13 protein-coding genes and 1 pseudogene are annotated in these 18003 nt (G+C 72.2%); 4 read left to right on the top strand and 10 right to left on the bottom strand.

The features are described 5' to 3' along the window. The first annotated feature begins 12 nt into the window (after positions 1-12). The gene (locus AB0C96_RS17685; protein ID WP_362918381.1) at positions 13-807 is read left to right on the top strand and encodes a TetR/AcrR family transcriptional regulator C-terminal ligand-binding domain-containing protein; all 795 of its coding nucleotides are present in this window, start codon (positions 13-15) and stop codon (positions 805-807) included. 100 nt (positions 808-907) lie between these two features. On the opposite strand, the gene AB0C96_RS17680 is transcribed toward AB0C96_RS17685, so the two are convergent. Both AB0C96_RS17680 and AB0C96_RS17675 read right to left on the bottom strand, forming a co-directional pair. After that, complete coding sequence (locus AB0C96_RS17680; RefSeq protein WP_362918379.1) at positions 908-1513, bottom strand: YdbC family protein; 606 nt, start codon at positions 1511-1513, stop codon at positions 908-910. A 69-nt stretch (positions 1514-1582) separates the two neighbouring features. Further along, positions 1583-1771 (bottom strand): annotated as a pseudogene (locus tag AB0C96_RS17675) (indole acetimide hydrolase); the annotation flags it as partial. Positions 1772-2198: 427 nt separating this feature from the next. Here AB0C96_RS17675 and AB0C96_RS17670 point away from each other — a divergent pair. After that, positions 2199-2720 (top strand): TerD family protein, encoded by a 522-nt coding sequence (locus tag AB0C96_RS17670; protein ID WP_362918377.1) that lies wholly within the window; start codon positions 2199-2201, stop codon positions 2718-2720. 122 nt (positions 2721-2842) lie between these two features. Here AB0C96_RS17670 and AB0C96_RS17665 read toward each other — a convergent pair whose 3' ends face one another. Continuing rightward, on the bottom strand, positions 2843-3406 hold the full coding sequence (locus tag AB0C96_RS17665; RefSeq protein ID WP_362918375.1) for a CGNR zinc finger domain-containing protein: 564 nt from the start codon (positions 3404-3406) through the stop codon (positions 2843-2845). Positions 3407-3572: 166 nt separating this feature from the next. Here AB0C96_RS17665 and AB0C96_RS17660 point away from each other — a divergent pair, with 166 nt between their 5' ends. Continuing rightward, positions 3573-4847, top strand: a complete 1275-nt coding sequence (locus AB0C96_RS17660; RefSeq protein WP_362918373.1) for an MFS transporter — start codon at positions 3573-3575, stop codon at positions 4845-4847. Positions 4848-4955: 108 nt separating this feature from the next. Here AB0C96_RS17660 and AB0C96_RS17655 read toward each other — a convergent pair whose 3' ends face one another. Together AB0C96_RS17655 and nrdR are read right to left on the bottom strand one after the other, a co-directional pair. After that, positions 4956-7826 (bottom strand): vitamin B12-dependent ribonucleotide reductase, encoded by a 2871-nt coding sequence (locus AB0C96_RS17655; RefSeq protein ID WP_362918371.1) that lies wholly within the window; start codon positions 7824-7826, stop codon positions 4956-4958. Between the two features lie 124 nt (positions 7827-7950). Beyond that, on the bottom strand, positions 7951-8481 hold the full coding sequence (gene nrdR, locus AB0C96_RS17650; RefSeq protein ID WP_362918494.1) for a transcriptional regulator NrdR: 531 nt from the start codon (positions 8479-8481) through the stop codon (positions 7951-7953). A gap of 490 nt (positions 8482-8971) precedes the next feature. On the opposite strand from nrdR, the gene lexA reads away from it, so the two are divergent. Beyond that, positions 8972-9772: a transcriptional repressor LexA gene (gene lexA, locus AB0C96_RS17645; RefSeq protein WP_362918369.1), complete on the top strand. Its 801-nt coding sequence runs from the start codon at positions 8972-8974 to the stop codon at positions 9770-9772. A gap of 80 nt (positions 9773-9852) precedes the next feature. Here the strand turns inward: lexA and AB0C96_RS17640 are convergent, their stop codons facing one another. The 5 genes from AB0C96_RS17640 to AB0C96_RS17620 form a co-directional block, all read right to left on the bottom strand. Continuing rightward, entirely contained in the window at positions 9853-11826 is a 1974-nt protein-coding gene (locus tag AB0C96_RS17640; RefSeq protein WP_362918367.1) for an ATP-dependent DNA helicase, read from the bottom strand. A gap of 41 nt (positions 11827-11867) precedes the next feature. Beyond that, positions 11868-13634: an IucA/IucC family siderophore biosynthesis protein gene (locus AB0C96_RS17635; RefSeq protein ID WP_362918365.1), complete on the bottom strand. Its 1767-nt coding sequence runs from the start codon at positions 13632-13634 to the stop codon at positions 11868-11870. A 105-nt stretch (positions 13635-13739) separates the two neighbouring features. Continuing rightward, entirely contained in the window at positions 13740-14363 is a 624-nt protein-coding gene (locus tag AB0C96_RS17630) for a GNAT family N-acetyltransferase (protein ID WP_362918492.1), read from the bottom strand. A 183-nt stretch (positions 14364-14546) separates the two neighbouring features. After that, complete coding sequence (locus AB0C96_RS17625) at positions 14547-16577, bottom strand: IucA/IucC family protein (protein WP_362918363.1); 2031 nt, start codon at positions 16575-16577, stop codon at positions 14547-14549. Beyond that, entirely contained in the window at positions 16574-17968 is a 1395-nt protein-coding gene (locus AB0C96_RS17620; RefSeq protein ID WP_362918361.1) for a diaminobutyrate--2-oxoglutarate transaminase family protein, read from the bottom strand. Before AB0C96_RS17620 ends, AB0C96_RS17625 begins: the two co-directional genes overlap by 4 nt. Between the last annotated feature and the right edge of the window lie 35 nt (positions 17969-18003).

Here is an 18003-nt window from a genome sequence, read left to right as displayed (position 1 = left end):
TGCATTACGCTGATGATGACACACCTCAGTCCACTAATACAACTGGAGTTGCAATTGACCGAGGAAGAGACCCGTCGCGCAACGGCGAACGAGCAGGCACAGGACGCCGGCACCGCCCCCACCCCCGGCACCCGGCGGCCCGGCGGACGCACCGCCCGCACCCGCGCCGCCGTCCGCGACGCGGTGCTGGCCGGCCTGACCGAGCACGGCTACCCGGGTCTGACCGTGGAGTACGTCGCCGAGCACTCAGGCGTGCACAAGACCACGCTCTACCGCCGCTGGAAGGACGTCGAGGGCCTGGTGGCGGACGCCCTGGACCTCGCCGGCGAGGACAGCTGGGTCCCGCCCGACACCGGGTCCCTGGAGGGGGATCTGCGCGCCCTCGCCCATGAGGTCGTCGCCTCCTTCACCGACCCGGCCGTGGCCGCGTCCGGCTCCGCGATGATCGCCGCCGGCTTCCAGTCGGAGCGGGCGGCCGGGGCGCTGCGGGCGTACTACGCCGAGAGGTTCCAGCGCTGCGAGGCCATCGTCGAACGTGCGGTCCGCCGGGGGGAGTTGCCCGCACCCGCGACTGCCGCCGGCGCCGCGGAAGCGGCCGCCCCCATCGGCACCCTCGACGCCGGCACGCTGGTGCGCTCCGTCTCCGCACCGCTCTTCTTCCGCCTCTTCATCACCCGGGAGCCGATCGACGACGCCCTCGCCGACCAGGCCGTGGCGGCGACGCTGGCCGCCGCCCGTGCGGGGGTGTTCACCACCGGGGGCACGACGGACGCCGTCCCGGACACCGCTCCGGACGTGGACTCCTGACCGCGCCCGCCCCGCCGTCCGGACAGCGGGCGCCGAACGCCGGCGGCGCGGTCGGCCCCGGGGTACTGCCCCGTCCTTCCCGGGGTCCGCATCCGCGGGCTCACACCGTCCAGGACGGTTCGAGCTGCACGACGTCTCCGGCGATCGCCTGGACATCCGCGGCTATCTGGGCCCGCAGCGCCAGCCGTTCGACCCGTTCGGGCCGGTACTTCCCGCGCTCGGCCGCCGACTGCCACATGGAGAGCACCAGGAACTCCTCCCCCGGAGCCCTCCCCAACATCCCCCGCAACATGCCCGGTGAGCCCGCCATCGCCGGGTTCCAGACCTTCTCCTGCATCAGCATGAAGTGCTCGACCCGATCCTCGCGCACCTGACAGTGCGCCAGCCGCAGCACGTCCACATCGCCGAACACCGGACGGAAGCCCACCTTCACATCGAACTCGTGCTCGAACAGCCGGACTTGGGCGTCCTTGAACGTGCCGATCTGGGCGGCCGCCAGCCGGTCGTGGGAGCGCGCCATGAAGGAGTCGTAGAACGCCCGGCTCTCCCAGAAGGCCACCAGATGCGCGACACCCGGCCTCGCCCGGCTCCATCCACCGCCCTGCCCCCGGAACCCCGGCTCCCCCAGCAGCCCCGCCCATTTCCGCTGCCCCCGCTCGAACCCTCGACGGTCCACAACGGTGAGGCGAATCCACTTGACCAGCACCGCGCCATCGTACGGCCCGAGAGCGCAGCCGGATCACTGCGCGTCACACTCCGACCACCCCGAACTTCCTTACGGGCGCGGGTCGATGGGCGTACGGATGCCCCACCGCCGCTCCACCGCCTCGGCCGCCTCCCGACACCGGCCCTCCCGGCAGGAGCGCCCGATCAGCTGCACGCCGTACGGGAGGCCGTCCACCACGTCGGTGGGCACAGCAGCCACCGCGAGCACGCCGACGAAGCTCGTCGCGGCGCGCAGCCGGTGACGGGGGCGGACCTCGCACACCGCGCATGGGGGCACCAGCACCGCCCCTGGGTCGCGCGGATCGGCGCCGGCCCGGGTCCGGCCGGCCTTCGTGGCCCAGGTCGCCGCCAGTCCGACGCTGACCGAAATTCGGCCACGTTCTGACCGGCCGCCCGCCGCCTCTCCGCGCCCGAGGGACTGGACGTACTGGACGCGCACCTGGGCCGCCGCGGGGACAAGCGAACTTCCCCACCCCCTCCCCAGCAGCTGTTTCCGGCCATTTCCATAACGCACATTGCCCTCAATCCCCCTCCGACCAGGGGAAGTTCACTCGGCGCCGGAGGACGCGCACGTGGCACGATGGTCGGCAACGGGAAGTCCTGGGGAGTCGTCGCGTGACCGCGTGGGCCGAGCCGCGCCCCTGGGAGGAAGGAGGGGAAGCCCGGTGAGCACGTTCAACAAAGGGGTCGAGAAGGTCGAGGTATCGCTCAAGTGGGACCCCAGCCCCCTGGGCACGCCGGACCACGACCTCGACATCATCGCGGCGACCTACACGGCCGACGCGCCGCACGGCGATCCGGCCTATCTGGTGCACTTCGACAGCCGGTCGCCCGACGGAACCATCACCCTCAACCGGGACAGCCGGACCGGCCAGGGGTTCGGCTTCGACGAGATCATGACGCTGGAACTGGACCGGCTGGCGGACACCTACACCCGGGTCGTCGTCGGTGTGGCCATCCAGCAGGCCGAGGGCCGCAAGGTCTTCGGTGACATCGCGAACACCGCCGTACGGGTCCGCCAGGGGTACACCGAGCTGGCGCAGGACGACTTCGCCGGGGTCGCGGACGCAACCGCCGCCGCGGTCGCCGAATTCGCCCGGGACGAGGCGGGCAACTGGCAGTTCCGCCCCGGCCTCCGCGGGTTCTCCACCGACCCGGAAACCTTCGCCCGCACGATGGGGCGGTGACGACGGCGGACCGGTGACCCGCCACCGGCACGGAGGGGAGACGGCGGCCAGCCGTCTCCCCTCTTCTCTGCCCGTCCCTCTTCTCTGCCCGCCGCACCATCCGACTCCCCCCGCCCGCTGCGCTATCCGGCCGCCCGCTTACGGCGGCGATGTACCGCCACCCGTTCCCGCGAGGCGCACGCGGTCGAGCAGTAACGGCGGGCACTGCCCGGGCCGGTGCCCAGATAGAGCGTGCGACATCGGGCGGCCGCGCACTCCCCCCAGGGGACCCGGCCGTACTCGCTGAGAATCTGGGCCAGCGCCAACGCACTTGAGGCGAGGAGCCACTCGGCCCAGCTCGCCTCGTCGCCCCGGTCGATGTGCAGGTGCCAGGCGTGCCCGTCGTGTCGGGAGAGACGCGGGCGGGCACCGTACGCCGCCAACAGCGCATTGATCGCATGGGCCGCCCGGTCCGGGTCGGGCTCGGCGAGGATCGTGGCCAGGCGCGCGGCGGCACCCCTCAGGTCATCGGCGTCGTCCTGGGAGAACGCCGGCTCGGTGAGGTCTTCGGGCCGCTCCCCGTGGTGTGCGAGCAGCGCGGCCAGGGCGTCCCTGGACAGCGCCGGATCCGCGCGGACCGCATTGGCCAGGTCGACCAGCCGCTCGGCGGCCCGGAACCCCTGCCCCCTCGCCCCTTCACCCTTCACCGGGCCACCTCACTCCGTGCCACTCCGCGCGACTCCGCGCCGTGATCCGCCGGGACGGTCGATGCCCTGGCCCGCCGTACCCCTCCCAGCGTAACGTCTTGCAGATATAAGGCGTTACCCCTCCCCGACCACCGTTCACCCACTCGCCCGGAACCCGGAGATGCGCATGCCGCCGCGCCCCGCCCCCTCAGGACCGCGATCAGGATTACCCCTCTATCTGGCCACCGCCTTCTTCGCCCGCCTGGCGGACGAGGGGATGGCCGTGGCGGTGGCGCTGCTGGCGCTGGAGCGCTCCGGGAGCGCGGCCCAGGGCGCGTTCGTCCTCACCGCCTGGATGGCGCCGCATGTGGTCGCCGCGCCCCTGGTCGGCGCCTTCGCCACACGGATGCGCCGTCCCCGGCTGTGCCACCTCGCCGCGCTGGGCGGCTTCGCCACCGCCATCGTGACGCTGTCCGCACTCGTCGGACGTGCCCCGGCCCCAGTGGTCCTCGCCGTCGCGCTGACCGGCGGCGCCTGCGGCCCGGCCGTCTCCGGCGGGCTGTCCGGCCTGATCGCCGCCCTGCTGCCGTCGGGCGAGCGACGGGACCGCGCCTACGCTCTCGATGCGGCGGTCTACAACGCCGCGTCGGTGGCCGGCCCCGCGGCGGTCAGCGTGGTGACCGCCCTGGCTTCTCCCGGCGCGGCGATGACGCTCCTCGGGGGCGCGGCCGCCGTCGGGGCGGTACTGGTCACGGGGTTGCCGTACGGGGCCGCGGACCAGGTCACACCGGGCCCGTTGCCGGCCCGCGGCACGCTGCGCACCGACCTCACGGCGGGGCTGACGGCCCTGTGGCGGATCCGGGAACTGCGCGCCATCACGGCTGGCACCTGCCTGGCGTTCGGCGGCGTCGGCGGCCTGACCACCACCGCGGTCCTGCTCGCCGGCCACCGGGGCCACCCCGGAGCGGGCGGTGCCCTGATGACCGCCTTTGCAGTCGGGGCGCTCCTCGGCGCGCTCGCGGTGGCCCGGTGGCAGCCGCCCGTCCCGGACCAACGGCTCGTCGTACTGGCCCTGTGCGGCACCGGCCTCGCCCTGGGCGCCGCCGCCCTCGTCCCGTCGCCGGCCGCCGGTGCGGTGCTGTTCGTCCTGGCGGGCGTGTGCGACGGCCCGCTGCTCACCGCCACCCTGCGGATCCGGGCCGCATACGCCCCACCGCGCGCCCGCGCCCAGGTCTTCACCCTCGGCGCGGGTCTGAAGATCACCGCGGCGGCCTGCGGCGCCCCCCTCGTCGGTACCGCCGCCGCGCTGCCGCCGCCCCTGTTGCTGCTCGCCATCGCGGCGGTCCAGCTGTGCGCCGCGCTGCTCTACGTCCTCAGCCGTCCGCGGACGGGCCACCGCGGCGGCACCCCGGACACGACGAAGGGGACCGGCACCAGACCGATCCCCTCCCCCAGCCGTTAGTCCGCCGCGGCGGCGCGGCACCCCGGAGCCCGGACCGTCGTCCGCGGGTCCTCACGGGTGCCGCACGGCGCCGCATGGGAGGGCTCTCCCACGCGGCGCCGATCGGGCTCAGCTACAGCCGCTGGTCGACCCGCAGCCCTCGCAGAGGTAGCAGCTGCCGGCCCGCTGCATCTTCGTCCCGCAGGAGAAGCACAGCGGCGCGTCGGCGTTGATGCCCAGCTGCATCTCGACCAGTTCGGCGTTGGTGTGCGCCTGCTTGGGAGCCGGTGCGGCGGCCTCCTCGACGCTCTTCACCACCGGGGCCGGGTCCGTCTGGCGCGGCGCCGACTGGGCCAGGCCCTCGACGTCGACCTCGTCCTCGGACGGCTCGTACGAGCCGGTCTCCAGGTGGCGCGTGCGCTCCTCGACGGAGTGGATGCCGAGCGCCGAGCGGGTCTCGAACGGCAGGAAGTCCAGCGCCAGGCGGCGGAAGATGTAGTCGACGATCGACTGCGCCATCCGCACGTCCGGGTCGTCCGTCATGCCGGCCGGCTCGAAGCGCATGTTGGTGAACTTCGAGACGTAGGTCTCCAGCGGCACGCCGTACTGGAGGCCCACCGAGACCGCGATGGAGAAGGCGTCCATCATGCCCGCGAGGGTCGAGCCCTGCTTGGACATCTTCAGGAAGACCTCACCCAGACCGTCGTCCGGGTAGGAGTTGGCGGTCATGTAGCCCTCGGCGCCGCCGACCGTGAAGGAGGTGGTGATGCCGGGACGACCCTTCGGGAGGCGCTTGCGGACCGGGCGGTACTCGACGACCTTCTTCTCGGCGACCGGCTCGACCTCGGCCTTCTTCTCCTGCTCCTTCTTCTTGGCGGAGAGCGGCTGGCCGACCTTGCAGTTGTCGCGGTAGATCGCGAGCGCCTTCAGGCCGAGCTTCCAGCCCTGGAAGTAGACGTCCTCGATCTCCTCGACGGTGGCCGTCTCCGGGACGTTGACGGTCTTGGAGATCGCTCCGGAGAGGAACGGCTGCGCCGCGGCCATCATGCGGACGTGGCCCATCGGGGAGATGGAGCGCTCGCCCATGGCGCAGTCGAAGACCTCGTAGTGCTCCGGCTTGAGGCCGGGGGCGTCGACGACGTTGCCGTGGTCGGCGATGTGGGCGACGATCGCCTCGACCTGCTCGGGCTGGTAGCCGAGCCGCTTGAGCGCCTTGGGGACCGTGTTGTTCACGATCTGCATGGAGCCGCCGCCGACCAGCTTCTTGAACTTGACCAGGGCCAGGTCCGGCTCGACGCCCGTGGTGTCGCAGTCCATCATCAGGCCGATGGTGCCGGTCGGTGCGAGCACCGACGCCTGCGCGTTGCGGAAGCCGTTCTTCTCGCCCAGGCGCAGCACGTCCTGCCAGGCCTCGGTGGCCGCCGCCCACACCGGGGTGTCCAGGTCGTCCATACGCACCGCGGCACCGTTGGCGTCGGAGTGCTGCTTCATGACGCGCTTGTGGGCGTCCGCGTTGCGGGCGTAGCCGTCGTACGGGCCGACCACCGCGGCCAGTTCGGCCGAGCGCCTGTAGGAGGTGCCGGTCATCAGGGAGGTGATGGCACCGGCGAGCGCACGGCCGCCGTCGGAGTCGTAGGCGTGGCCGGTGGCCATCAGCAGGGCGCCGAGGTTGGCGTAGCCGATGCCCAGCTGGCGGTAGGCGCGGGTGGTCTCGCCGATCTTCTCGGTCGGGAAGTCGGCGAAGCAGATGGAGATGTCCATCGCCGTGATGACCAGCTCGACGACCTTGGCGAAGCGCTCGGCGTCGAAGGACTGGTTGCCCAGGTCGTCGTCGCGCAGGAACTTCAGGAGGTTGAGCGAGGCGAGGTTGCACGAGGAGTTGTCCAGGTGCATGTACTCGCTACAGGGGTTGGACGCGGTGATCCGACCGGTCTCCGGCGAGGTGTGCCAGTGGTTGATGGTGTCGTCGTACTGGATGCCGGGGTCGGCGCACGCCCAGGCGGCCTCGGCCATCTTGCGGAACAGGCCCTTGGCGTCGACCTCCTCGATGACCTCGCCGTTCAGCCGGCCGCGCAGGCCGAACTTCGCGCCGGTCTCGACGGCCTTCATGAACTCGTCGTTCACACGGACCGAGTTGTTGGCGTTCTGGTACTGGACGGACGTGATGTCGTCGCCGCCCAGGTCCATGTCGAAGCCCGCGTCACGCAGCGCGCGGATCTTCTCCTCCTCCTTCACCTTGGTCTCGATGAAGGCCTCGACGTCCGGGTGGTCGACGTCCAGGACGACCATCTTGGCCGCGCGGCGGGTGGCGCCGCCCGACTTGATCGTTCCGGCCGACGCGTCGGCGCCGCGCATGAAGGAGACCGGGCCGGAGGCGTTGCCGCCGGAGGAGAGCAGCTCCTTGGAGGAGCGGATGCGGGAGAGGTTCAGGCCGGCGCCGGAGCCGCCCTTGAAGATCATCCCCTCTTCCTTGTACCAGTCCAGGATCGACTCCATGGAGTCGTCCACGGAGAGGATGAAGCAGGCGCTGACCTGCTGCGGCTGCTGGGTGCCGACGTTGAACCACACCGGCGAGTTGAAGCTGAAGATCTGGTGCAGCAGGGCGTACGCCAGCTCGTGCTCGAAGATCTCGGCGTCCGCCGGGGAGGCGAAGTAGCCGTTCTCCTCACCGCTCTTGCGGTACGTCTTGACCACGCGGTCGATGAGCTGCTTGAGGCTCGACTCGCGGTTCGGGGAGCCCACCGCGCCACGGAAGTACTTGCTCGTGACGATGTTGACCGCGTTCACCGACCAGAAGTCGGGGAACTCGACGCCACGCTGCTCGAAGTTGACCGAGCCGTCGCGCCAGTTGGTCATGACGACGTCACGGCGCGCCCACTCCACCTCGTCGTACGGATGCACGCCGGGTGTGGTGTGAATGCGCTCGATACGCAGACCCTTGCTCGCCTTGCTGCCCTTGGCGCGGGAGCCTCGTGCCGGGCCGCTCGTCGTCTCTGTCATTCCGCCTCCCTGTATACGGGCAAACGCCCATATGTGCGCACGCATTCCGTGGCACGGTGTTTGTCTTTCTGATACCGGGGCGCCCTGCTCTCGCCCCGATACAGGTCCTGGATGCGCGCCGAGCTCAGTCGGCGGCGGTGGCGGGCACCGGAACGGCCGGGCCGCCGGCCTCCCCGCCGGTCCCGCCTTCCTGCCCGGGCGGCTCCTGCTCGCGCTGCTCCCGCAGCTCGGCGATGGCCGCCTCGAAGTCCTCAAGTGAATCGAACGCCCGGTAGACGGACGCGAAGCGCAGGTACGCGACGAGGTCGAGTTCCTGCAACGGGCCCAGTATGGCCAGCCCGACGTCGTGGGTGGACAGCTCCGCACTGCCGGTGGCGCGCACCGCCTCCTCGACCCGCTGGCCGAGCTTGGCGAGGGCGTCCTCGGTGACCGGGCGACCCTGGCACGCCTTGCGCACTCCCGCGATGACCTTGTTGCGACTGAAGGGCTCGGTGACCCCGCTCCGCTTGATCACCATCAGCGACGCCGTCTCGACGGTCGTGAAACGGCGGGAGCAGTCGGGGCACTGACGGCGCCGACGGATAGCCGTCCCGTCGTCCGTGGTCCGGCTGTCGACGACCCGACTGTCGGGGTGCCTACAGAAGGGGCAGTGCATGGCTCCACCCTCCTCACCCTCGATATACGGACGTACGTACGCCATCGATCCCGGCGTACGACGAATAACCCCGTCGGACCCCTGCGGGCCCCTCGGAGCAGCCACCAGCATAGGCGATTCCCGGACCCCTGAAGGACCAGGCACCACAACTTCTGGGCGGGCGAACGCATCTAACCACTAGATGTGGTGTCGGCCCGCTTACATTCGCCTACCGCGTGTCGCGGCGGAGGCGGGCCGCGCGATCGCCCACGAGGGTACGGGAAGCCCCCCGGCGGGGCGTGCGGCGGGGCGGGGGTGACAGAATCGGCCGGGCTGCGGGAGCCGGGCGGAAGCGGACGACGGAGCCCACGGAACGCCCTTCGGCCATACACCCAGCCACTTGATCGGGTCAGCCAATCAGTGAATATTTCACTCGAACGTGTGTTTGGCGCAACCTTTCGAAAGCAACTACCGTTGGCTAACTAGGGAGAACATTTCGAGAGGGGCCGACGTGACCACCACCGCAGACAGCGCGACCATCACCGCACAAAGCCACTCCCAGAGCCGATTCGAACATCCGCAGAAGGCACAGCGGTCACCGATGGACGACGCCACGTTGGACTCCGAAGAGCAGAAGCCCGCCCGTTCGCTGCCAGGCCGACCCCCAGGAATCCGCGCGGACAGTTCAGGCCTCACCGACCGCCAGCGCAGGGTGATCGAGGTGATCAGGGACTCGGTACAGCGGCGTGGGTACCCGCCGTCCATGCGCGAGATCGGCCAGGCCGTCGGGCTCTCCAGCACGTCGTCCGTCGCCCATCAACTCATGGCCCTGGAGCGCAAGGGCTTCCTCCGGCGCGACCCGCACCGCCCCCGGGCGTACGAGGTGCGCGGCTCCGACCAGACCACCACCGCCGCGACGGAGACCGCGGGCAAGCCCGCCGCGTCCTACGTCCCGCTGGTCGGCCGGATCGCCGCCGGTGGCCCGATCCTCGCGGAGGAGTCGGTCGAAGACGTCTTCCCGCTCCCCCGCCAGCTGGTCGGCGACGGCGAGCTGTTCGTACTGAAGGTCGTGGGTGACTCCATGATCGAGGCCGCGATCTGCGACGGCGACTGGGTCACGGTCCGCCGCCAGCCGGTCGCCGAGAACGGCGACATCGTGGCCGCGATGCTCGACGGCGAGGCCACCGTCAAGCGCTTCAAGCGCGAGGACGGCCATGTGTGGCTGCTGCCGCACAACGCCGCGTACCAGCCGATCCCCGGCGACGAGGCCACGATCCTCGGCAAGGTGGTGGCGGTGCTGCGGCGCGTCTGACCCACCCCTCACGACCGAGCCCCGGAACCACTGCGCCGGTTCCGGGGCTCGTTTTTGCCGCTGGACCACGGCCGCCCTCGTCAGGAATCGGCGGCCTTCTTCGCGGCCGCGTCGATGGCGGCCAACGAGCGGCGGACCTGGTTGCGGTCGGTGGTGTACCAGAACTCCGGCATGGACTTGCGGAGGAAGGAGCCGTAGCGGGCCCGTTCGACGCGGGGGTCCAGGACGGCGACCACCCCGCGGTCTCCCGTGGCGCGCACCAGACGCCCGGCGCCCTGCGCCATCAGCAGGGCGGCGTGGGTGGCCGCGACGGCCATGAAGCCGTTGCCGCCCGCCTCCTCCACGGCCTTCTGCCGCGCACTCATCAGCGGGTCGTCCGGGCGCGGGAACGGCACCCGGTCCATCACCACCAGCTGGCAGTTCGGGCCGGGGACGTCGACGCCCTGCCAGAGCGAAAGGGTCCCGAAGAGGCAGGTACGGGCGTCCGCCGCGAAGGTCCGGATCAGCTCGCCGAGGGTCTCCTCGCCCTGGAGGAGGATCGGCATGTCCAGACGGCCGCGCAGCTCCTCGGCGGCAGCCTGTGCGGCGCGCATGGACGAGAAGAGGCCGAGGGTCCGGCCACCTGCGGCCTCGATCAGCTCGGCGAGCTCGTCGAGCATGTCGCCGCGGCTGCCCTCCCGGCCCGGCTGGGCGAGGTGCTTGGCCACGTAGAGGATGCCCTGCTTGCCGTAGTCGAAGGGCGAGCCGACGTCCAGACCCTTCCACGGCGGTACGTCCTCGCCCCCGGTCCCCTCCGGGGCCAGGCCCAGGGAAGCCGCGACGCCGTTGAAGTCGCCCCCGAGCCTGAGGGTGGCGGAGGTGAGCACGACGGAGCGGTCCTCGAACAGCTTCTCGCGCAGCAGGCCGGAGACCGAGAGCGGGGCCACCCGGAGGGAGGCGCCGAACCGGTCGTGCCGCTCGTACCAGACGACGTCGTACTCGGAGCCGTTGGCGATGCGCTCGGCCACGGCGTGGACGTTCTCCACCGACGCCAGGGCCTGCTTGCGGACGGCGTCCTCGTCCTGGACCGACTTGTCGCGGGTCGAGCCGAGCGCCGCGATCACCGTACGGGCGGCGTCCCGCAGCGCCATCAGGCAGTAGCCGAGCTCCTCGGGGATCTCCTCCAGGCGGCCGGGCAGGGACAGCTCCATCAGGCGCTCGAAGGTCTCCGCGGCGGTCTGGAGCTGGTCCGCGGCCTTCTCGTTGACGAGCTTGGCGGCCCGGCGCACGGCGCGGTTGACCTGGCCGGGGGTGAGCTCGCCGGTGGCGACGCCGGTGACCCGGGAGACCAGCTCATGGGCCTCGTCGACGATCAGGACCTCGTGCTGCGGGAGGACCGGTGCGCCCTCGATCGCGTCGATGGCGAGCAGCGCGTGGTTGGTGATCACGACCTCGGCGAGCTTGGCCCGCTCCCTGGCGGCCTCGGCGAAGCACTCCGCCCCGTACGCGCACTTCGAGGCGCCGAGGCACTCCCGGGAGGAGACCGAGACCTGCCCCCAGGCTCGGTCCGAGACGCCGGGGGTCAGGTCGTCGCGGTCCCCGGTCTCCGTCTCGTCCGCCCAGTCGCGCAGCCGCAGCAGGTCCTTGCCGAGCTTGCTGGTCGGCGTGGCCTGCTCGAACACGTCGAAGAGGCCGTCCTCCTCTTCCTGCGGGGCGCCCTCGTGCAGGCGGTGCAGGCACAGGTAGTTCGACCGGCCCTTGAGCATGGCGAACTCCGGGCGGCGGCGGAGCAGCGGGTGCAGCGCGTCGACCGTACGCGGAAGGTCGCGCTCCACCAGCTGACGCTGTAGCGCGAGGGTGGCCGTGGCGACCACCACCCGCTCGCCGTGGGCGAGCGCCGGCACAAGGTAGCCGAGGGACTTTCCGGTGCCGGTGCCGGCCTGGACGAGCAGGTGGGAGTTCTCGTCCACGGCCTCGGCGACGGCCTCGGCCATCGCCACCTGACCGGGGCGCTCGGTGCCGCCGACGGCGGTGACGGCGGCGTGCAGCAGATCGGGGAGGGAGGGCTTCGTCATAGCGCTGCAAGCCTACGCGGGACCACTGACAGCCGCCCCGGTCACGGTGCGAACAGGGGGTTGGCGACGGTGCCGTGCACGGCGGCGTGCGGGCGCTCGTCGCGGTCCCGGTAGCCGTCCACGTGCAGACGGTTGCGGTTCAGGCACAGCCGCTCGATCCGCGGAGTGAGCAGGTCGAAGGTCTCGTACCGCTCCTTGAGGCCGGGGAAGCGCTCGTGGTGGCGCAGGATCTCCGCCCGTACGAGTGACCAGAACTCGGCCTCGGGAACGTCCAGTTGGTCCGCGCACAGCGGCGCGAGGTAACGGAAGACGCCGACGAACAGCCCGGAGTGGATGAACTGGGTGAGGAAGGTGGGCGGTTCGGTCAACAGCACCGTGCGCACGTCGTCCGGCATGGAGTCGTGCTCCGGGAGCGGCTGGGAGGTGGTGTTGACGTCGTCGACGAAGTCCTTGACCGCGAGGCGGGTGGGGATGTCGTGCTCGTCGAAGACGACGATGGCGTTCTCCCCGTGGGGGGAGAACACCGTGCCGTACTGGTAGAGGAAGTGCAGCAGCGGCGGCAGCAGGGCGGCGAACAGCCGGCTCAGCCAGGCGCGCGGGGCCAGGCCCGAGCGGTGCACCAGCTCCGCGGTCTGGGCGCGGCCCCGGGGGTCGGTCTGGAGCAGCGAGGCCAGCGTGCGGGCCCGTTCACCGGGGTCGAGCCGGCCGCTGATCGGCTCGCGCCAGATGCAGCCGAGGAGCTCCTTGAACTGGTAGGGGACGCCGGGCAGCCGGTCGTAGAGCGGGTGCTCGACGGTGACGGAGGCGATCTCGCCGAGCAGGATCACCCGGGTCTCGTCGCGCAGGAAGGGGTCGGCGTCGCGCAGTCCGTGCACCCAGCGGGTGACGGCCGGCGCTGCGAGGGTCCGCTCGGTGGGCAGACCGCGCCAGACCAGGGTGTTGAGGATGGACAACGGCAGTTTGACCGTTCGGGCCTCGGGCCGGCTGATGTTGAGGAAGGTGCGGATCGACTGCTGCGGCAGGCGGAGGTCGTTGTCAGTGGGCAGCGCGATGATGGATCTGTCCGCGAGTTGCGGGGCGAAGAGCGGGGCGATGGTCTCGTCCCACTGCCAGGGGTGGACGGGGAGGTAGAGGTAGTCGGCGGGGTCCTGGCCCTCGTCGCTGATGGTGCGCGCGAAGGCGTGCCGGGTGGCGGGGTCGAGCTCCTCGCCGTAGAGACGATCGGGGGTGGCGAGCGTGGGGATACCGCGGTAGCGGGCGATGCGGTGGTGCGCGGCGAGCCAGGGCAGGCGCTGCGCGGTACGGGCCTCCGGTGCCCAGGTCGCCGCGTCGGCGGCGGAGAAGCCGAGCCGGCCCTTGTTCGCGACGAGCCAGGGGTGGCCGGTCTGGTGGCCTTCGAGGGCGGCGTAGTCCAGGTCGGCAAGGTCGGCAGCGCTGAGGGCGGTGGCGTCGAGGCGGGTGTCGGCGGCGAGGGTGGCGGTCAGCTCGCGGATGAGGTGGCCGGTGGTGTCGCCGGACAGGCCCAGGACGGTGTCGTGGGCGTGCGTCAGGAAGCGGAAGGGATCGGAGTCGGGAGTGATCGAGTCGGGATCGACGCGCCAGTGCCCGTAGGCACCACGGCGGGCGCGGAAACGGTAGACGAGGTCGTCGGTGACCGGCAGGCGGTACTGCGCGGTGCCGTCCGGGGCGGTGCCGTCGGGCTCGGGGGTGAGGATTTCCTCGTACGCGAACTCCGCCAGGGTCTTGGCGAACAGTCGGCGCGCTGCGTGCTGCCAGGAGCGGTGCGAAGGCTGGGGTTCAGGAGACAAGGCGGGACTCCTCGAGGCGGGACCGCCCCGGCACGTACGGGGGACAACCGGGGCGGCGGGGTGGACGGCGGACCGGACCGGGGCCGTCGACCGACGGCCCCGGGGTCAGAGCAGGTGGCGGTGGGCGCGGTCGCGAACCATCAACGCCGCGCGTTTGCCCGGGAGTTCGAGCTCGTCGGAGTAGCGGAAGCCCCCGGTCAGGAACGCTGCGACGGAGGCGGTGTTGCGCAGGTCGGGCTCGGCGACGACCCGTGTGCAGTGCGGGCGGTGGTCGAGTACGAGGTCGGCGGCGGCGCGCAGCAGTGCACTGCCCAGGCCGCGGCTGCGGTCGCCGGCGCCGCCGATGAGCAGGTGGATCCCGGTGTCCTGGGGACGGGCCGGGTAGTGCCGCGCAAGGGGGTCCAGGTCGGCACGGTAGATCTCCCAGTAGCTCATCGGTACCCCGGCCAGCACCCCGAGGCAGGGCACGCTCCGGCCGTCGCCGTCGAGCTGGCCGCGCAGATGGGCGGCGGTGGTCTCCGGCGGCCCGGACAGCTCCCAGAAGGCCGCGACGGCCGGATCGTTCATCCAGGCGGCGATCCGGTCGAGGTCGCGCGTCAGCTCGACGGGGACGAGCTCGAACGGGCCGGCCGGGGTGTCGGCCGGCCCCCAGCCGGCCAGGTCGTCCAGCAGCGGGCCGGCCCCCGGGAGCCCGGGGGACGCCGGCTGCCGGTGGCCATCGGCGAGCAGCGCACCGCCGTGCGGCGGGAACGGAAGGTCGACGGTGCGGTGGGAGCTCGAGCTGAGGCCGGAGTCGGGGTGGGGCACGGCGACGCTCTCCTCTCATGGCCGGATGCCACGTGGCCTTGTGGGTCGCGGGGCGTCGGCGCCGGGGACGGGTTGTGGGTGTCGGCGGTGGGGACGTGCAGCGGGTCAGGGGACGAGGGGGTTGGGCAGGGTGACGTAGACGGACTGGGTCTCGACCGGGCCGACGAGTTCGTCCAGGCCGTGCAGCCGGGTCGCGAGGTTGGCCTTGCAGCGCAGGGTGCGAGCGGACAGCAGCTGCTCGGGGAGCGGCGAGCGGTGTGCGTGGGGGGCCGTGGCGGCGTCGGCGAGGAACCGCCGGAAGGCGGCGAGCAGGATCTCCTCGCGGACCAGGCGTTGGGCGCCGAAGGCCCCGATGAGCCCGAGCACGTTGTTGATGCCGAGGTAATAGGCGAAGCGCTCGTCGATGACGTCGTCGGCGACGAAGGTGTCGCTGACGGTGCCGATACCGGGCAGTCGCCGCTCCAGCTCGGCGCGCCGCGAGGTGCGGAAGTAGTAGCCCTGGTTGTCGCGGTAGCGGCCGCCGGCCGGCCAGCCCTCGGGGTCCAACAGCACCAGGGTGTTCTGCTGGTGGGCCTCCAGGACGACGCCGGTGGTGCCGTCGAGCCACAGCAGGGGCCGTACGACCGCTTCGAGGTAGCGCAGGAACCACTCGGTGGCCACCGCGCCAGGGGGGCGGCCGGTGCGCGCACCGAGCGTGCCCACCAGGTCTTCCAGCCGGGAGCGCACGCCCGCGTGGCCGGGCCAGGGCCGGGGGGAGGTGAGGCCGGCGATGCAGACCGCGTCGTCGGTGGTGGTGAAGGGGTTGTGGCGGATGACGGCGTCCAGGCCCGGTACGGGTTCGCCGTCGGGGCCGTCGACGGCCAGGTAGGCCGGGTCGCGGACGATGTCGAAGCCCGGATGGGCGGCCTGCCACTGCTCGGCGAGGCCGGTGCGCAGCAGTCGGTGCACCTCGACGCCGCGCACCAGCTCCTTGCGGAGGTTCTCCCGGCGGGAGTTGGTGATCCGCAGCCCGAGGGAGAGCTTGAGCATGGCGTCCGCGCCGGTGCGGTAGACGGTGCGGACGGAGGACGTGGGGTGCCAGCGGGGACCGTGTGCGCCCAGGTCGTGGAGCACGCCGGCATCCCGAAGGGCGGCGACGTCCGGACGGTCGGCGAGCTCCCGTGCCTGCCATGGGTGCAGCGGCAGCGGCACCGTTCCGTCCGGAAGGGGGAGCCGTTCCCCGGCCAGCCGTACGACGAGCTGCTCTGCCGGTACGGCCTTGCCGCGTTCGGTCCAGGCGGAGTCGGCGGCGAGCGCGGAGCGGTGCACGGCCATCCAGTGCAGCGGGAAGGCACCGCGCAGTTCGGGCGAGTAGGCGCGGGTCTCGGCGGCGGAGAGGCCCTCGCGGCTCTTGGGGGTGGGGTGCAGCGGATGCCCGAAGAGCAGGGACTGCTCGGCTTCGAGGAAGAGGGCGCTGTGGTCGTCGGCGGGCCGGGCACGCCGGTCGGCGAGGAAGGTGGCCACGTTGCGCACGGAGTCGGCGACCCGTCCGACGAGTTCGGCGCCGTCGCCGTCCGGTGTCTGCGCGGCCTCGCCCTGCGGATCGGACCGCTCGTCGGCGTCCGCCACCCGGTGCTCACCGCCGTCCGAGGCCCGCCGGTCCCCGCCGTGCGCGGCCTCCCGGCGCAGCAGCGCGGCGAGGGTGACGGCGTCCAGCGGGGCGGCACCGGCCGGGGCGCCTTCGAGGGTGGGCGCGCCCAGGCGGTGCCAGCCGGTGGGCGACCAGTAGCGGACGGGGACGTGCAGGGCGCTCGCGGCCGCCCTCAGGGGGATGCGCAGCCGGCTGCCGGCCGGGCGGGACGTGCCGTTCTCGCGCAACCAGCACCGCAGCAGGTGCTCGATACCGGCCGCGTCGGCGGCGACTGCCGGATCGGGATGGTCGAGCGGGTCGTGGTCACCGTGCCGGGACCGGTCGTACGGCCCGGCGGTGCCGCGCGGGCCGGTCTGCGCCGGGCCCTCGTGGGTCTGCCGGTGGCAGTCGTCGTCCGGGGTGCGTCGCTGCTGGCGCGGTACGGACTCGATCGTGGCGGCGCTCTGAGGCCGGTCGGGGGCGCTCTCGCCGGGCTGGGCGTTGTCGGCGCCGGGGCGTTCGTTCATGCGGAGGTGCCTCGCAGTGTCGTGGGGGACGAGCCCGTCGGCCCGGGGGTGGTGCGGGCCGCCGCCGTGATGGCGTCGGCGAGGCGGTCGAGGATCGCGTCCGCCTGTTCGTCGGTGATGGTCAGGGGTGGCAGCAGCCGGACGACGGCGGAGTGCCGGCCGCCCAGTTCGACGATCAACCCGCGGTCCAGGCAGGCGTGCTGGATCGCGGCGGCGAGCTGTGGGTCGGCGGGGCGGGCGCCGGTGGGGTCGGCATCAGCGTCCCGGTCGACGATCTCCACGCCGAGCATCAGCCCCCGCCCGCGGACGTCGCCGATGCAGTCGTGCGCACCGGCGAGGGAGCGGAGCCGGGCGAGCATCCGGGCGCCGAGCTCACCGGCGCGTTCGGCGAGTCGATGGGCACGCACATAGGCGAGGGTGGCGGCACCGGCGGCCATGGCGAGCTGGTTGCCGCGGAAGGTGCCGGCGTGCGCACCGGGCTGCCAGGCGTCCAGTTCCTCGCGGTAGACGATCACCGCCAGCGGCAGGCTGCCGCCGATCGCCTTCGACAGGACGATCACATCGGGCACGATCCCGCTGTGTTCGACGGCCCAGAAGGCGCCGGTGCGGCCGACTCCGGTCTGCACCTCGTCGACGATCAGCGGGATCTGCCGGGCGGCGGTGAGCTCCCGCATCCGCCGCAGCCAGTCGTCCGGTGCGGGGATCACCCCGCCCTCCCCCTGGACGGGCTCCAGGATCATTCCGGCCGGCCGGGGCACGCCGCTCTTCTGGTCGTCGAGCAGGCTCTGGGTCCAACGGGCGGCGAGTTCGGCACCGCGCTCCCCGCCCGTCCCGAAGGGGCAGCGGTAGTCGTACGGGTAGGGCAGCCGGACCACGCTGGTGTGCTGCGCTCCCCCGGACGCGGCCAGCGCCTCCGCGGTCATGCCGTGGTAGGCGCCGGAGAAGGCCATCAGGCCGTCCCTGCCGGTGGCGGTGCGGACGAGTTTGAAGGCGGCCTCGACGGCGTCCGTGCCGGCCGGGCCGCAGAACTGGATGCGGGCCTTTTCCGCCAATTGTGGTGGCAGGGTGGCAAACAGCTCGGTGGTGAAGGCGTCCTTGACGGGCGTGGCCAGGTCGAGGATGTGCAGCGGTGCGCCGGAGTCCAGGACCGCGCGGATCGCCTCCAGCACCACCGGGTGGTTGTGGCCGAGCGCCAACGTCCCGGCCCCGGAGAGGCAGTCGAGGTAGCGTCTGCCGTCGGCGCCCTCGATCGTCAGCCCGCGGGCGCGCACCGGAACGATGGGCAGCGAGCGCGCGTACGTACGGGCAGCGGACTCACGCAGGGACTGCCGGCGCAGGATCCCCTCGTGTGCCGGCGGCGCGGCCGCCGGCACGATATCGGTCAACGCCACGGCAGTTGTGTCCTCCTGCTTGGTGAGCTGCTGAA

Source organism: Streptomyces sp. NPDC048506 (assembly GCF_040651315.1).
Lineage (GTDB): Bacteria > Actinomycetota > Actinomycetes > Streptomycetales > Streptomycetaceae > Streptomyces.
This window is presented reverse-complemented; position numbering and strand designations above follow the sequence as displayed.

What these genes read in the sequence shown, in the direction of transcription:
- AB0C96_RS17685 (WP_362918381.1), top strand. Translation starts at nt 13, where the DNA reads ATGATGACACACCTCAGTCCACTAATACAACTGGAGTTGCAATTGACC.
- AB0C96_RS17660 (WP_362918373.1), top strand. Translation starts at nt 3,573, where the DNA reads ATGCCGCCGCGCCCCGCCCCCTCAGGACCGCGATCAGGATTACCCCTC.
- AB0C96_RS17655 (WP_362918371.1), bottom strand. Translation starts at nt 7,826, where the DNA reads ATGACAGAGACGACGAGCGGCCCGGCACGAGGCTCCCGCGCCAAGGGC.
- nrdR (WP_362918494.1), bottom strand. Translation starts at nt 8,481, where the DNA reads ATGCACTGCCCCTTCTGTAGGCACCCCGACAGTCGGGTCGTCGACAGC.
- AB0C96_RS17640 (WP_362918367.1), bottom strand. Translation starts at nt 11,826, where the DNA reads ATGACGAAGCCCTCCCTCCCCGATCTGCTGCACGCCGCCGTCACCGCC.
- AB0C96_RS17625 (WP_362918363.1), bottom strand. Translation starts at nt 16,577, where the DNA reads ATGAACGAACGCCCCGGCGCCGACAACGCCCAGCCCGGCGAGAGCGCC.